This is a genomic window from Terriglobales bacterium, from assembly GCA_035457425.1.
In the GTDB taxonomy this organism is placed as follows: domain Bacteria; phylum Acidobacteriota; class Terriglobia; order Terriglobales; family Acidobacteriaceae; genus JACPNR01.
Genome location: DATIBR010000164.1, coordinates 1 through 13,947 on the forward strand (window position 1 = coordinate 1; position 13,947 = coordinate 13,947).

Annotated in this window: 13 protein-coding genes and 1 pseudogene; 4 read left to right on the forward strand and 10 right to left on the reverse strand. The window is 67.6% G+C overall.

The window, feature by feature from the left end:
* The 5 genes and pseudogenes from VLA96_12540 to VLA96_12560 all read right to left on the reverse strand — a co-directional run.
* Positions 1-544, reverse strand: a 544-nt coding sequence (locus VLA96_12540; protein ID HSE50029.1) for a DMT family transporter, incomplete at its 3' end; no start/stop codon positions are given.
* Positions 522-707, reverse strand: a pseudogene (locus VLA96_12545) (glutaredoxin domain-containing protein). The gene VLA96_12540 and the pseudogene VLA96_12545, both read right to left, overlap by 23 nt.
* A 110-nt stretch (positions 708-817) precedes the next feature.
* Positions 818-1,234: an OsmC family protein gene (locus VLA96_12550; protein HSE50030.1), complete on the reverse strand. Its 417-nt coding sequence runs from the start codon at positions 1,232-1,234 to the stop codon at positions 818-820.
* Positions 1,235-1,594 (reverse strand): four helix bundle protein, encoded by a 360-nt coding sequence (locus VLA96_12555; GenBank protein HSE50031.1) that lies wholly within the window; start codon positions 1,592-1,594, stop codon positions 1,235-1,237.
* Positions 1,595-1,669: 75 nt separating this feature from the next.
* Positions 1,670-3,112 (reverse strand): cation diffusion facilitator family transporter, encoded by a 1,443-nt coding sequence (locus tag VLA96_12560; protein HSE50032.1) that lies wholly within the window; start codon positions 3,110-3,112, stop codon positions 1,670-1,672.
* A 115-nt stretch (positions 3,113-3,227) separates the two neighbouring features.
* On the opposite strand from VLA96_12560, the gene VLA96_12565 reads away from it, so the two are divergent.
* Both VLA96_12565 and VLA96_12570 read left to right on the forward strand, forming a co-directional pair.
* Positions 3,228-4,496: a peptidyl-prolyl cis-trans isomerase gene (locus VLA96_12565; protein ID HSE50033.1), complete on the forward strand. Its 1,269-nt coding sequence runs from the start codon at positions 3,228-3,230 to the stop codon at positions 4,494-4,496.
* A 97-nt stretch (positions 4,497-4,593) separates the two neighbouring features.
* The gene (locus VLA96_12570) at positions 4,594-5,676 is read left to right on the forward strand and encodes an NAD-dependent epimerase/dehydratase family protein (GenBank protein HSE50034.1); all 1,083 of its coding nucleotides are present in this window, start codon (positions 4,594-4,596) and stop codon (positions 5,674-5,676) included.
* 28 nt (positions 5,677-5,704) lie between these two features.
* Here the strand turns inward: VLA96_12570 and VLA96_12575 are convergent, their stop codons facing one another.
* Both VLA96_12575 and aroB read right to left on the reverse strand, forming a co-directional pair.
* Positions 5,705-6,466, reverse strand: a complete 762-nt coding sequence (locus VLA96_12575) for a ubiquinone/menaquinone biosynthesis methyltransferase (GenBank protein ID HSE50035.1) — start codon at positions 6,464-6,466, stop codon at positions 5,705-5,707.
* Positions 6,453-7,562 (reverse strand): 3-dehydroquinate synthase, encoded by a 1,110-nt coding sequence (gene aroB / locus VLA96_12580; GenBank protein HSE50036.1) that lies wholly within the window; start codon positions 7,560-7,562, stop codon positions 6,453-6,455. Before aroB ends, VLA96_12575 begins: the two co-directional genes overlap by 14 nt.
* A gap of 76 nt (positions 7,563-7,638) precedes the next feature.
* Between aroB and nadB the strand changes: the two genes are divergently transcribed.
* Complete coding sequence (gene nadB / locus VLA96_12585) at positions 7,639-9,201, forward strand: L-aspartate oxidase (GenBank protein ID HSE50037.1); 1,563 nt, start codon at positions 7,639-7,641, stop codon at positions 9,199-9,201.
* Positions 9,202-9,296: 95 nt separating this feature from the next.
* On the opposite strand, the gene VLA96_12590 is transcribed toward nadB, so the two are convergent.
* Both VLA96_12590 and VLA96_12595 read right to left on the reverse strand, forming a co-directional pair.
* Entirely contained in the window at positions 9,297-10,268 is a 972-nt protein-coding gene (locus tag VLA96_12590; GenBank protein ID HSE50038.1) for a TerC family protein, read from the reverse strand.
* A 105-nt stretch (positions 10,269-10,373) separates the two neighbouring features.
* Positions 10,374-11,786 (reverse strand): rhodanese-like domain-containing protein, encoded by a 1,413-nt coding sequence (locus tag VLA96_12595; protein HSE50039.1) that lies wholly within the window; start codon positions 11,784-11,786, stop codon positions 10,374-10,376.
* A 133-nt stretch (positions 11,787-11,919) separates the two neighbouring features.
* On the opposite strand from VLA96_12595, the gene VLA96_12600 reads away from it, so the two are divergent.
* Positions 11,920-12,750 (forward strand): DUF2231 domain-containing protein, encoded by an 831-nt coding sequence (locus VLA96_12600; protein HSE50040.1) that lies wholly within the window; start codon positions 11,920-11,922, stop codon positions 12,748-12,750.
* Positions 12,751-12,821: 71 nt separating this feature from the next.
* Here the strand turns inward: VLA96_12600 and VLA96_12605 are convergent, their stop codons facing one another.
* A complete protein-coding gene (locus tag VLA96_12605; protein HSE50041.1) occupies positions 12,822-13,799 on the reverse strand; it encodes a M28 family peptidase in 978 nt (325 codons plus the stop codon).
* Positions 13,800-13,947: the final 148 nt, after the last annotated feature.

The following is a 13,947-nucleotide window of genomic DNA, read 5'->3' on the forward strand; positions in this document are numbered from 1 at the left end:
CCGCGAGCAGCGCCGCCGCCACGCCCAGCGGGTCGAGCTTCGCCGCCGCTCCCTGGAACACTCCGATGGCCAGCGCCGCGCCGGCGACCGCCATCACCACGCCGCCGACCCGCGGCCACGTCGCGCGCTGCAGCCCGCGCGCCACCATGTACAGCAGCACCAGGATGGGCGCGGTGTATTGCAGGATGATCGCCGTCGCCACCGTCGTCTTTTCGATGGCGAGGTAATAGAAGTAGTTCGAGCCGGCGATGCCGATCACGCCCACCGCGATCGCCCAGCCGATGTCGCGCCGCCCCATCGTCGCGGGCGCTCGCTTCCCCAGCGCGCGCAGGATCGGGAACAACAGCAGCACGGAGATGGTCGTCCGCATCTGCGCCAGGATCACCGGGCCCAGCGGCGTCGGGCCCGTGACCAGGTTGCCGGTGAAGGCCAGCTTGCCGAGCGTGGCGGAGAGTCCCCAGAAGAACGTGGCCGCGGCGATGAACAGGTAGCCGCTGAGGGTGTTGGTCTTACTCGGGGTGCTAATCGGTGAGGAGCTGGTCAAGTCTCTCCCTATCGAAACCGATCACGACCTCGTCGCCCACCACGATCGTGGGCGTGGCACGGCTGTTGTACGTCCGCACCAGCTCAAAGACGGCCGCCTGGTCGCGGCTCACATCCTTCAGCGTGTACTCGATACCTTTCTCCGAAAGGTAGGCCTGTGCCGTGTGGCACGGCGGTCAACCGGGCTGCGAGAACAACAGCACTCGTTTCTTCGTCGTCATGCGTTATGAGACTAGCAAACGCCCCGGCCGGGCTGCATCAAAATCGCGTGCTGCTACTCCGCGTAGCGGACCTCCGTCGTGATCTTCGCCGTCTTCTGCAGCATCGCCGAGACCGAACAGTACTTCTCCTCCGACAACCGCACCGCATCTTCCATCGCCTTCTTCGTGACCTTGCCGCCGACGGTGAAGATCAGCTTGATCCGCGTGTAGACCTGCGGCGGATCGGTCGCGCGCTCCGCTTCCGCGCGCACCTCCAGCGACGTGAACGGCTCCCGCTTCTTGCGCAGGATGATGTCGATGTCCGTCGCCGTGCACGCGCACAGCCCCATCAGCACCAGCTCCATCGGGCTCGGCGCGGTGTTGCGCTCGCGGTTCGAGTCGACCGCGATGGAGTGGCCGGATGCCTTGACGGTGAACAGCTCTACCCCGACGCGAACGGCGAGCGCATTTACGACTTTCGGCTTGGTCATTTACGATTTTCCCACTCGCGCGGTCAGCTGCGCCGCCGCGAAGATTGCGAGCAACTCGTTGGTTTCGTTCGTGAGCAAGGCTAGTCGCTCGGCACGAACAATGCCGGACTCCACGAGCAGTTCGAGCCAGTACACGCTCTCGTCCAGCTCCTCGACCACGATCCCGAGCTTTGCGATGAACTCAGCTCGTGAGCGGCCTCGGCATGCCGCTCGATAGTTCGCACCGACCGAAGTCCCGCTGCGCAACAACTGGCGTCCGATGACACGCGCTTCCTCGGTTCGCGGCAACGCGCGGAATAGCTTGATGACCCTGAGCGCGAACTGCTTGGTCCGGTTCTTGAACTCTTCCGTCCGCGTCATGATGGGCTCCTCTCGGGGGGACAAGTCGCAAATGACCACGTCGTAAGTCGCAAATGACCATGCCGTAGGTCGTGGTCAGCGCCGGTTATCCGTCTGCGGCTCCGTGTGGATGAGCACCTTGAACAGCTCCGGCGCTTCCTGCTTGAACCGTATTTCCAGCTCCGTCGAGATGTCGTGCACGCGCGTCAACGGCAGGTCGTCGGCCATCGTGCAGTGGCATGAGACGTACAGCCGGCCTCGCACCTGCTTCAGCTCGACCTCGTGCATGTCGAGGACCTCGGGAAACTCCTTCGCGATGTGCTTCAGCCGCCTCACCAGGTCGGCGTCGCGCACCGCCGCGTCGCCTTCCTCGATCGTCGCCGGCTCGCTCTCGATGTGCGTCAGGATGGTCGCGATCTCCGGCACTTCTTTGCGGATCTCGCTCTCCAGTTCCGTCACGGCGTCGTGCGCGGCCTTCAGCGTGAGCCGCTCGTCGAGCTCGAGGTGCTGCTCCACGTGCAGCCGGCCCTTCAGGTCCTGGACGCTGACGTCGTGCACGTTGTAGTTGAAGCGCGTCGCCACGCCGCGCACGCGGTCGAAGATGTTCTCGCTCGCCGCCGCGCGCGGCGCCGAGTGCACCACCACGTCCGCGTCCGGCAGCACGCGGTGCACCGCCGCCGTCACTTCCAGCACCACCTGCTCCGCCCGCTGGAACGTGACGTTCCGGCTCAGCCCCACCGTCAGGTCGGCGAAGTAGCGATTCCCCGCCCGCCGGATGCGCGCGCGGTCCACCTCGAGCACGCCCGGCACGCGCTCCACCTCTTCCACGATGGCGTTGCGGATCCCCGGCGGCGCCGCGTCGAGCAGCGCGTCGATGGTCTGCCGCCCCAGCCGCGAGCTCACGTACAGCGTGAACATCGCGACGAACAGCGCCGCGATCGGGTCGGCGGCCTGCAGCCACGGCAGGCCGTAGGTGCGCCCCGCCAGCACCGTCGCCAGTCCCAGGATCACCACCGAGCTCGACCACACGTCGGTCGAGAAATGCAGCGCGTCCGCCTCCAGTGCCTGGCTGTCGTATTTCACCGCGATCTTCTTCAGCGCACGCGACCGCCACGCGTCCACCACGATGGAGAGGAACATCACCACAAACGCCCAGACCGTCGGCTCGATCTCCACGTGGTGGAAGAACAGCCGCTTCCCCGCCTCCCACAGGATCCAGAAACAGGTGAGCAGCAGCAGCCCGGTCTCGATGAACGCAGAGAAGTTCTCGACCTTGCCGTGGCCGTACTGGTGGTCGGCGTCAGCCGGCTTGTCAGAGACCCGCACCGAGAACAGCGTGATGATGGCGGCGACCAAGTCGAGCAGCGAGTGCGCCGCTTCCGACAGGATGCCCAGCGACCCCGTCGTCACTCCCACGAAGATCTTCAGCACGGTGATGGCCAGCGCCGCGAACACCGAGTTCTGCGCGACCGCGCGCTTCTCCGCGCGCATCGCTTCCGGGGCCATCGTCTGCGCGACGTCGGTGTGGGGAGCGGCCATGCTCACGCCATCTTAAATGCCCCGCCCGCGGGCGGCGCGCGCTCCGCTTCGCACGTGCCCGGCATGCTACGATGCTGGGCTTGCCGCTCGACCGCGCTTTGCCCAGGAGAACCGCATGCTACGCCGCTTCGCCGCCGTCCTTGTCCTGACCGCCATCGCCTCCGCCCAGACCGCCCCAGCGCCCACGGCAAAGAAGCCGAAGACCGCTCCGGCCGCCCCCGCGGCCAGGCCCGGCGCGTCCGCGAAAGCCGGCGCCGCGGCCATCGGACCCGAGACGCCCGTGATGTACATCAGCGGCCTGTGCGCGCTCGGCGCCTCGACCGCCGCGGCCAAGCCTGTGCCCAATTCGCCTCCGGCCCAGTGCGTGCGCGCCGTGACGAAGGCGCAGTTCGAGCGCATGGTCGCCGGCATGGGCGCCCGCGCCGCCGCCGCCGACAAGGCGCAGCTCGCCGAGTACTATGCGCGCGCCCTCCTCATCGACAACGAGTCGCGCAAGCTCAAGCTCGACCAGGATCCCGCCGTCGCCCAGGCCATCTGGATGGGCCGCGTCGCCGCCTTGGGCGACGCCCTCCACAAGCACTTCCAGAAGCAGTTCGGCAACGTCTCTGACGCCGAGATCCAGAAGTTCTACGACGAGAACAAGCAGCAATTCGACGAAGCCACCGTGCGCCGCGTCGTCATCCCCAAGCCTCCGCAGAAAGGCGAGGTCGAGAAGCCGGCGGCGCCGGAGAAGAGCGGAGCCGCGCCCAACAGCCCGTCGGCCGCCAAGACCGCGCAGCCCGCCGCGCCCGAGCTTCCCTACGAGCAGCAGGTCGCCATGAGCAAGGCCTACGCCGAGAAGCTGCTCGCCCGCGCGCGCGCCGGAGAGGACCTTGAAAAGCTGCAGAAAGAATCCTTTGCGACCGCCAAGCTCGACGTTGAAGCCGACACCAACGCCGTCCCGCTGCATCGCGGCCAGCTCCCGCCCGCACACGACGAGAAGATCTTCGCCACCAAGGCGGGCGAGGTCACGCCCCTCATCGAGGAGCCCAACGCCTTCCTCTTCTACAAGGTCGAGAAGCGCCGCGAGGTCCCGCTCGCCGAGGCGCGCGCTGAGATCAAGGAGCAGATGATCGCCGAGAAGGAAGAAGCGGCGGTCCGGCGCGTCTTTACCTCCGGCCGGCCCCAGCTGAACCCGCTCTACTTCACGCCACCGCAACCGCCGGCGGAGGCGCCGAACGCCCAGCCCAAGACCGAGCCGCAGAGCGCGGAGCCGCCGCAGGCCGAGCCGCCCAAGCAGCCCGCCGCCTCGGAGCCGCCCAAGCAGCAGGCTGCGCCGCCCGCCGAACCCGAGAAGCCGCAGGCCGAGCCGCCCGCCGAACCGCCCCGGGTGAGGCCGGAGTGAGCGCTGGGTCGCGCGAACGCAGGCCGAGGGGCGACGCAGCCGAAACGAGCGCGCAGCGCGAGCTGACCGCGTTGCGGCGACGCTCTAAGAAAAAGTAGTGGACGACTCTGCCAAGCCGCGCGTCCTGGTCACCGGCGTCGCCGGCAATCTTGGCCTGCGGCTCCTGCCCGAACTGCGCGACTTCGAAGTCGTCGGCGTAGACATGCGCGAGCCCGCGGGCGCCGCCCTCCACGCCTTCCGCGCCATCGACCTCGGCGAGGAAGCTTCCTGCGCGCAACTCGTCGAGCTGCTCCGCCACACGCGCTGCTCCGCCGTCGTGCACCTCGCCTTCGTCATCGACCCGGTCCGCACCGGCGTGCTCGACGTTCCGCGCATGTGGCAGATCAACGTCGCCGGCACCGCGCGTGTGATGGAAGCCATCACCGAGGTCAACCGGCTTGGCGGCGGCGTCACCAAGTTCATCTTCCCGTCGAGCGTGTCGGCCTACGGCCCGGAGCTGCCGCACGCCGTCGACGAGACCTACCCGCTCGGCGCGCATTCCCTGCCCTACGCGGTCCACAAGCGCGAATCCGATCTGGTCGTGCAGCAGCGCGCGTCGCAGCTCGGCGCCTGCGGCACCGTCATCCTGCGCCCGCACATCTTCGTCGGCGCGACCATGCAGAACTATCTGGTCGGCTCGCTGCGCGGCACGCCCAGCGGTCGCGGCGCGCGCGCCGCGCGCATGCGCGCGAAGGGCCGCCGCCTTCCGATGCTCATCCCCTTCGGCAAGCAGTATCCCGACACGCGCTTCCAGTTCCTGCACGTCGACGACGTCGCGCGCCTCATCGCCTGGCTGCTGCGCCGCGGCGATCCGGACCGCGACCTGCTCATCCTCAACGTCGCCGGCCGCGGCGCGCCCATCACTCTCGCCCGCGCCGCCGAGATCGCGCGCCAGAAGATCCTGCGCGTCCCCGGCCGCGCCACCATGCGCGCGCTGCTCGCGCTGCTCTGGAAGCTGGGCGTCTCCGGCATCCCGCCCGAAGCGCTGCCCTACATGCTGGGGACTTACCTGATGGATTGCTCGCGTCTCGAGCGGCTGCTCGGCGCGGACTACCAGCGCGTCATCCGCTTCACCGTCGAAGAGGCCCTACGCGAGACATTCCAAGCGGCGTCCGCGAATGCGGCCACAACCTCTTCCTAGGTAGGCGCCGGCGACTCGCCGCGCGACACTACTTCTTCCCCCGATACAGTCCCGCGATCCCCTTCATGTACGGCGTCCACGAGACCTCGCGGAACCCCGCCGCGCGCATCCGCGCCAGCATCTCTTCCGGATCGGGGAACCGCGCGACCGACGCCGGCAGGTACGAGTACGCGCCCTTCACACCCGAGATGGTGTTCCCGATCGCCGGCAGCAGGTGCCAGAAGTAGGCCTGGTAGATGGGCGCCAGCAATCCCGTCGGCGTGCCGAAGTCGAGGATGCCCACTTCCCCGCCCGGCGCCAGCACGCGATAAATCTCCGCCAGCCCCTTGTCGTAGTTCGCAAGGTTGCGGAATCCGAATGCCGAAGTGACGAGGTCGAAGCTCGCATCCTCCAGCGGCAACGCGAGCGCGTCCGCCTCGAACGCGGTGATCCCCGTCCCACGGAACTTCTCCCGCGCGCGCACCAGCATGGGGTGCGCGAAATCCACTCCCACGATGTGGGGCGAGCCTTTCTGCCGGAGCGCCTCGCGCTGCAGCGCCAGCGCCATGTCGCCGGTGCCGCAGCACAGGTCGAGGACGCGCGCGCCCGGCCGGCGCAGCGCGTCGGCGAACGCCCGCGCCGTCCGCCGCCACCACAGCGTGTCGATGCGCATCGACAGCACCCGGTTCAGCAGGTCGTAGCGCGGCGCCACGCGCCCGAACATCTCGCGCACCGCCGCCGCCGCCGAGCGCTCGTCGCTCGTCCCCGCCGGCCGCGTCCCGCTCACGGCTTTTCGCTCAGTCGCCGGCATTCCACTTCGAGAGATACCGCACCTCGTCGAGCGCATGGATCACCATGTCCGGCGGCACCTCGTTCGAGACCTCCACTCTTCCGATCTCCACCGGTAGCACGAAATGCGGCACGCCGTTGCGCGACTTCTTGTCCATCGCCAGCCGTCTCACCAGGCTCTTCGGCCGGATGTTCACCTTCGGCAGCGGCGAGTATGCCAGCACCGCCGCGATGATGCGCTGCGCCGTCTCCGGCGGCGTCTTCTGCATCGCCACCGAGAGCATCGTCGCCGCCACCATGCCCCACGCCACCGCCTCGCCGTGCAGAAACTGCTTGTACTTCGTCTCCGCTTCGAGCGCGTGCCCGATGGTGTGTCCGAAGTTCAGGACGCGCCGCAGCCCCGCTTCGCGCTCATCCTGCCCCACCACCTGCGCCTTCACCGCGATCGCTTCCCCGATCAGCCACTCCAGCGCCTCGGGATCGCGCTGCAGCAGCTTCTCGCGGTTCGTCTCCATGTACTCGAAGACCTCGCGATTCGAGATCACGCCGCACTTCAGCGCCTCGAACAGCCCCGCGCGGAACTCGCGGTCCGGCAGCGTCGCCAGCACCGCCGGGTCGATCACCACGGCCACCGGGTGATGGAACGTCCCCAGCAGATTCTTCCCGGCCGCCAGGTTCACGCCGGTCTTGCCGCCGATGGCCGCGTCCACCTGCGCCAGCAGCGTCGTCGGCACCTGGATCACCGGGATGCCGCGCATGTACACCGACGCCAAAAAGCCCGTCAGGTCGCCGACCACGCCGCCGCCGAACGCGATCAGTGCCGACCCGCGGTCCGCGCCCGCCTTCACCAACCGCGTCGAGAGGTTCTCGATCGTGGCCATGGTCTTCACGCGCTCGCCGTCGGGGATCTCGAGCACGTCGGCCTGCAGGCCTGCCTGCTTCAGCGAATCACCGAGCGCGCCGCCCCACTTCCCGCGCACCACCGGGTTCGTCACCACGAACAGCCGCGCGCCCGCCGGCGCCACGCGCGCGACGTGTTCGCCCGCGGACTTCAGCAGGCCGTTCTCGATGAGCGCCTCGTATGGACGTCCGGGCAGCGGGATGGTGACGCGTTTCATGCGGGGTTCCACTCCATGATATCTGAGCGCGCCGCGGCCCAGCCTTTTGCCTGCTGAGTGTTAGCATCGCTGCAGCATGAAGCAGTTGCCCGCGGAGACGGATTTCGTCGTCATCGGCGCCGGGGTCGCCGGCCTGCGCGCCGCCATCGAGCTTGCCGCCGCCGGCCGCGTCCTCGTCCTCGCCAAGAAAGAGCTCACCGAGTCCGCCACCCAGTACGCCCAGGGCGGCATTGCCGCCGCGCTCTCCGACGAAGACGAGATCTCGCTCCACCTCCAGGACACCGTCGCCGGCGGCGACGGCCTGGTCAACGAAGAGGCCGCCCGCATCCTGGTCGAGGAAGGCCCCGCGCGCATCCAGGAACTGCTCGACTGGGGCACGCAGTTCGACCGCGACGGCACCCGGCTCACCTTCACCCGCGAGGGCGCGCACTCGCGTTCCCGCATCCTGCACGCCCACGGCGACTCCACCGGCCGCGAGATCGGTCGCGCCCTCTTCGCCAAAGCGAAGACGCTCAAGAGCGTCTCCTTCGTCGAGTTCGGATTCTCGTCGGAGCTTTGCGTGGAAGACGGCCGTGTCGCCGGCGTGCGCCTCATCCGCGACCAGGGCTTGGCCACCGACGTCCGCGCCTCCGCCGTCCTGCTCGCCACCGGCGGCCTCGGCCAGGTCTATCGCGAGACCACCAACCCCAGCGTCGCGACCGGCGACGGCGTCGCCATGGCCTGGCGCGCCGGCGCCGCCCTCATGGACATGGAGTTCGTCCAGTTCCACCCCACCGCGCTGTACGTGAAGGGCGCGCCGCGCTTCCTGCTCTCGGAGGCGCTGCGCGGCGAGGGCGCCTACCTGCGCAACCTGGAGCTGCACCGCTTCATGCCGAAGTATCACGAGATGGCCGAGCTCGCCCCACGCGACGTCGTCGCCCGCGCCATCGCCCACGAACTGGAGCTCGTCCGCTCCCCCGCGGCCGTCGTCTACCTCGACCTCACGCATCTCGACGCCGACCACATCCGCAAGCGCTTCCCGCGGATCTTGTCCACCTGCATACAGCACAACATCGACATCACCGCCGACCTCATTCCGGTCCGTCCCGCCGCGCATTACGCCATGGGCGGCGTCCAGACCGATCTGGACGGCAGGACGACGCTCCCTGGCCTCTACGCCGCCGGTGAGGTCGCCTGCACCGGCGTCCACGGCGCGAACCGCCTCGCCAGCAATTCCCTGCTCGAAGGCCTGGTCTACGGCGCGCGCGCCGGCGCGACCATGCGGGAGGCCGCTCGCGCTGCGAACATCAAGAGTAGAGGCGCCCTTCTGGGCGTCTCTGAGACAGGCAGCAGCCCGTCTCTACCGCTGGATCCGGAGCCGCTCATCGCCGAGCTCCGCGACCTCGCTTGGAACAAGATCGGCATCGTCCGCGACGGCGCCGGCCTGAAGGATGCTGTGTCGAGATTGGAAGCGATGAAGAAACGCCTGCCGGCGCCGGCGGGCCGCCGCGCCTGCGAGGCTCACAACCTGCAGGTGTGCGCTTCGGTCATCGCGCGCTCCGCGCTTGCGCGCCTCGAATCCCGCGGCGCGCACTATCGCACCGACTACCCCGCGCACGACGACGCCCACTTCCGCAAGCACACCGTGCTCACACCGTAGCGCCGGCGTCCCCGGCGCTCACCCGAATCAGACCTATCGCGCCATGTTCCTGCCGTGAGCGGTCTTGGATCGAAGATCTCAAATCGTAGATCGCCTCACTCGAACTCCCTCTCCAGTTCCCCCTTCTTGTGCGGCACCAGGATGGACGCGATCACGCTCGCCGCCAACACCACCACCACGAACCCCAGCGCCACCCAGATCGGGATGTCGATCCAGTTCGACGCGATCATCTTCAGCCCGATGAAGGTCAATATCACCGCCAGCCCGTAGTGCAGGAAGTGGAACAGCTCCATCAGCCCGGCGAGCGCGAAGTAAAGCGACCTCAGCCCCAGGATGGCGAACACGTTCGATGTGTACACGATGAACGGGTCGCGCGTGATCGCCAGCACCGCCGGGATGGAGTCCACCGCGAACACCACGTCCGTGGTCTCGATCACCAGCAGCACCACCGCCAGCGGCGTGGCGTGCAGCGCGCCGTGCTGCCGCACGAAGAAGTGCTTGCCGTGGTACTCGTGCGTCGTCGGCATCAGCTTCTTGAACGCCTTGATGAGCGGGTTCCGCTCCGGATGCACTTCCGCGTGCTCCTGCTTGAACAGCTTCAGCCCGGTGTAGACCAGGAACCCGCCGAACACGTAGATCAGCCAGTGGAAGCGGTTGATCAACCCGATGCCCGCGAAGATGAAGATGGCCCGCATCACCAGCGCCCCGATGATCCCCCAGAACAGCACCGTGTGCTGGTCCGCCTTCGGCACCTTGAAGTACCGGAACACCAGCAGGAACACGAACAGGTTGTCGACCGAGAGCGACTCCTCGATCAGGTAGCCGGTCACGAACTCCAGCGAGAGCACGTGGTTGGGTCGCGGATCCGCCGCCATCGTGTGCCCGAAGAACAGCAGTAGCACCGCAAAGATCCCGGCCAGCGAGATCCACACCGCCGTCCAGATCAGCGCTTCCTTGAATTTGACGACGTGTTCCTTGCGGTGAAAGACGCCCAGGTCGAGCGCCAGCATCAGCAGGACAAACAGGTTGAAGCCGAGCCAGAACGGCCAGTTGGCGGGCACGTGCATGAGCGGATGATTCTAACAGCCGGAAAAGGGCGGGGCCGGCGGTGACGTGATCGCCTGCGGCTTCAGATTATCCGATCACCCGATCACCCGACTGGATCCCCCGCTTCAGCGCGCCGCCACCACCTTCTCTTCCTTGACCGTCGGCAGCTTCTGCCGGTTCCACGCCGCCATGCCGCCGTCCACGTTGACCACGTGGCGGAAGCCGGCGCGCCGCAGCACGCTGGTCGCGATGCTGGAGCGATAACCCGCGCCGCACACCGCGTAGATGGTCCGCTCGCGCGGCAACTCATTCACCCGCTTCGCCAGGTCGCCGCCCATGATGTGCGTGGCCCCCTCGATGTGCCCGGCGTTCCACTCCGCGTCGCCGCGCACGTCCACCACGAACGCATCGGCCCGCGGCAGGTCGCTCAACTGCATCACCGAGATCTGCGGCACGTGCGACAGGTTGTAGCCCGCCTCCACCCACGACGGCATCCCGCCCTTCAGGTACCCGCGGACGTCATCCAGCCCCACGCGGATGAGCGCGCGCCGCGCCTCGTCGTAGTTCGTCGACGCGTCGCCCACCAGCAGGATGGGCTTGTCGTACGGCACCACCCACGCCGCCCAGTTCGCGAAGATCGCCGCCTGCCCGATGTTGAACGCGTTGGGCACGTGCGCTCCGCCGAATGCCTCCGGCCGCCGCAGGTCGATCACGACGTGCGCGCCGTCCAGCGCCAGCTTGCGGAACTCCTCCACCGCGATCGCTTTCGGCGCCTCCCAGCCCACCGTCTTCGGCCCCTCGGAGTTCACCTTCTTCATCCGCCGGTAGTAGTCCGGGAAGGGCGGCACGGTCGACAGGATATGCTCCACGAACGTCGGCTTGTCGCGGTCGGCGAAGAACATGTTCGACAGCCGCTCGTAGCCCAGCGTCGTCTGCGGACGGTCGCCCATCCCCGCCCCGCACATCGAGCCCGCGCCGTGCGCCGGATGCACCTCCAGCCCGTCCGGCAGCGACGCGATCTTCGCGTTCACCGACTCGTAGAGCTGCTCCGCCAGCTTCTGCTTCGCCGCTTCGCCCAGCAGGTCCGGACGCCCCAGCGACCCCACGAACACGAAGTCGCCGCTCAGCATCAGCATCGGCGTCGAGCCCGAGCGCTTGGTGTCGTACACCAGGAACGACAGATGCTCCGGCGTGTGCCCGGGCGTGTGCAGCGCGACGATCCGCATCTCGCCGACCTCGAGCGCCTCGCCGTCCTTGAACTCGTGGTGCGGGAAGGCGTACACGAAGTCCTCGCCCTTGTCGTACGCGCTCAGCCACAGCTCCGCGCCGGTGCGCTCGGCCAGCTCTTTCGCCCCCGCGCAGTAGTCCGCATGGATGTGCGTCTCCAGGATGTACGCGATCTTCAGGTCGTTCGCCGCCGCGTATTCGAGGTAGGTATCGACGTCGCGCTTCGGGTCGACCACCACCGCTTGTCCCGCCGCGCCGAGGATGTAGGAATAGTGCGCCAGGCCGGGGACTTCGAATCTCTGGAACTTCATGGGAGACCTCCCGCTGGGGAAGATACGCCCAGTGTACCGCCGCCCGGCGGCCCCCGGCCATCCTCCCGCGGCCGTTTCCCTATCCATTAAGGAAGGCAGAGTTCCGCTTTTGGACGAAGCCCACGGAGGCCCTATGCGCTCGACCATGCGTATCAGCTCACACCCGCTCCACCCGATGCTCGTCTTCTTCCCGCTCGGGCTCTGGATCACGAGCTTCTTCTTCGACGCGCTCGGCCTCTGGTGGCACGACCAGTCGCTGGTCGCCGCCGGCTTCTACTGCCTGGTCGGCGGATGCGTGGGCGCGGCGCTCGCCGCCGTTCCCGGGGTCATCGACCTGTTCACCGTCGTCCCGCCGGACTCCAGCGCGCAGAAGCGCGGTCTGCTGCACGGTGGCATGAACGTGGTGGCGCTCGCGCTCTTCGCTTTCATCGCGTGGCGGCGCGGCTCGGCCGCCGAACTGGTCGACGGGCTCTCCGTCCTGCTCTCGCTCGCCGGCGTCGTCGGCGTCCTCGCCTCCGGCTGGCTGGGCGCCACGCTCGTCTATCGCAACCAGATCGGCATCGACCATCGCTACGCCAACGCCGGCCAGTGGAAGGAGCGCACCATCGACTCCTTCGCGCGCCCCATCGCCAACCAGAAGGAAGTCGGGGAAGGCCAGATGATGCTCGGGCACATCGCGGGCGAGCGCGTCGTCGTCGGCAAGTGCGGACACGGCGTCGCGACTTTCAGCGACCACTGCACGCACAAGGGCGGGCCGCTCTCCGACGGCACGCTCATCGGCTGCACCGTACAGTGCCCGTGGCACGGCTCGCAGTTCGATGTACACTCGGGCCGCGTCGTCGCTGGCCCGGCAAAAGAGAAGATCGACACCTACGAGCACGAGGTCCGCGCCGGCGAGATCTTCGTCAAGCCTCCGGAAGACAAGCGGCGCACCAGGAAGACCGAGGGCGAGAAAGCCGCCTGAGATTGCCAATTTCCAATTGCCGCTGGTTCGCCTGATCGGCAATCGCTAATCGGCAATTGGCAATCACTTCCTCAGCGCATCGTCGTTCGGGTCTCCAAGACGATCCAGCTCTTGTGCGCGTCCAGCATCCATACCGCCTGCAACATAACGTTGCCGACGATCTCCAGCGAGCGCGGGCTGAGCTTATCGGCCGTGTCCTCGGGCGTGTGCCAGAACGCGTTCTGGAAGCCGTAGTCGAAGTCGATCAGGTCGGCGATCGGTACGCCCGCGTCCTTGAACGCGATGTGGTCGTCGATCATCCCGCTGGAGTACTGGAAGAAGTGCGACTGGTGGCCGAGCTTCTCGGCGGCGGCGTCGATCAGGTCGAGCAGCCATGGCGTGGAGTTCGCATCGCGCAGCACCGCGAGGTCCTGGTCTCCGACCATGTCGGCGAGGATGAATGCCTTGGTCCTGTTCAGCGTGCCGTCCTGCTTCCACTTCTGGGCCAGGTGCTTCGAGCCGTAGAGCCCGTCGCTGGCATTGATGTCGGCGTCGAGCGCCTCTTCGCCGTCGAAGAACACCAGCCACACCGAGAAGCCCTCGCGCTTGCCGTCTTTCATGTGCGCGCGCAACTGCTCGCCGATCGCCAGCAGCACGGCCGTCGACGACCCGCCGTCGTTCGCGCCGACGAAGTTCGGCAGCTTCTTGGTGTCATAGTGCGAGGCCAGCACGACCACGCCGTCCTTCGTCCCGGGATACTTCGCGATGATGTTCCGCATCGCGAACTTCCCCAGCGGCGTCTGCTGCTCGAAGCGGTCGTCCTCCAGCTGCGCGCCCGCCAGCTTCCCCACGAGGTACTGCTCCATCTTCTTGTGCGCCGCGCTGCCGACCGGCCGCGGACCCATCTCCGTGAGCGCCTTCACGTGCGCGAGCGCGCGCTGCCCGGCGATCTTCGGCGCCGTCACATCGGCGTACTGCACTGTCGGCGCTACCTGCGCCGACTCCGCCTTCACCGCCACCGGACCTTCCAGCGTGGTGACCTTCTGCTCGCAGCCCGCCACGAATGCCACGCCGGCCAAGACCCAAACCTTGAACCACCCTTCGACTGCGCTCAGGGCAGGCTTCGGACACGAAGTGCCACGAAGGCTCCTTTTCTTTCGCATTCCTTCGTGAACCTTCGTGACCTTTGTGGTGAACGGTTCTCTCACGCCGCTTCCT

What these genes read in the sequence shown, in the direction of transcription:
- VLA96_12550 (HSE50030.1), bottom strand. Translation starts at nt 1,234, where the DNA reads ATGACCAAGCCGAAAGTCGTAAATGCGCTCGCCGTTCGCGTCGGGGTA.
- VLA96_12555 (HSE50031.1), bottom strand. Translation starts at nt 1,594, where the DNA reads ATGACGCGGACGGAAGAGTTCAAGAACCGGACCAAGCAGTTCGCGCTC.
- VLA96_12560 (HSE50032.1), bottom strand. Translation starts at nt 3,112, where the DNA reads ATGGCCGCTCCCCACACCGACGTCGCGCAGACGATGGCCCCGGAAGCG.
- VLA96_12565 (HSE50033.1), top strand. Translation starts at nt 3,228, where the DNA reads ATGCTACGCCGCTTCGCCGCCGTCCTTGTCCTGACCGCCATCGCCTCC.
- VLA96_12575 (HSE50035.1), bottom strand. Translation starts at nt 6,466, where the DNA reads ATGCCGGCGACTGAGCGAAAAGCCGTGAGCGGGACGCGGCCGGCGGGG.
- aroB (HSE50036.1), bottom strand. Translation starts at nt 7,562, where the DNA reads ATGAAACGCGTCACCATCCCGCTGCCCGGACGTCCATACGAGGCGCTC.
- nadB (HSE50037.1), top strand. Translation starts at nt 7,639, where the DNA reads ATGAAGCAGTTGCCCGCGGAGACGGATTTCGTCGTCATCGGCGCCGGG.
- VLA96_12590 (HSE50038.1), bottom strand. Translation starts at nt 10,268, where the DNA reads ATGCACGTGCCCGCCAACTGGCCGTTCTGGCTCGGCTTCAACCTGTTT.
- VLA96_12595 (HSE50039.1), bottom strand. Translation starts at nt 11,786, where the DNA reads ATGAAGTTCCAGAGATTCGAAGTCCCCGGCCTGGCGCACTATTCCTAC.
- VLA96_12600 (HSE50040.1), top strand. Translation starts at nt 11,920, where the DNA reads ATGCGCTCGACCATGCGTATCAGCTCACACCCGCTCCACCCGATGCTC.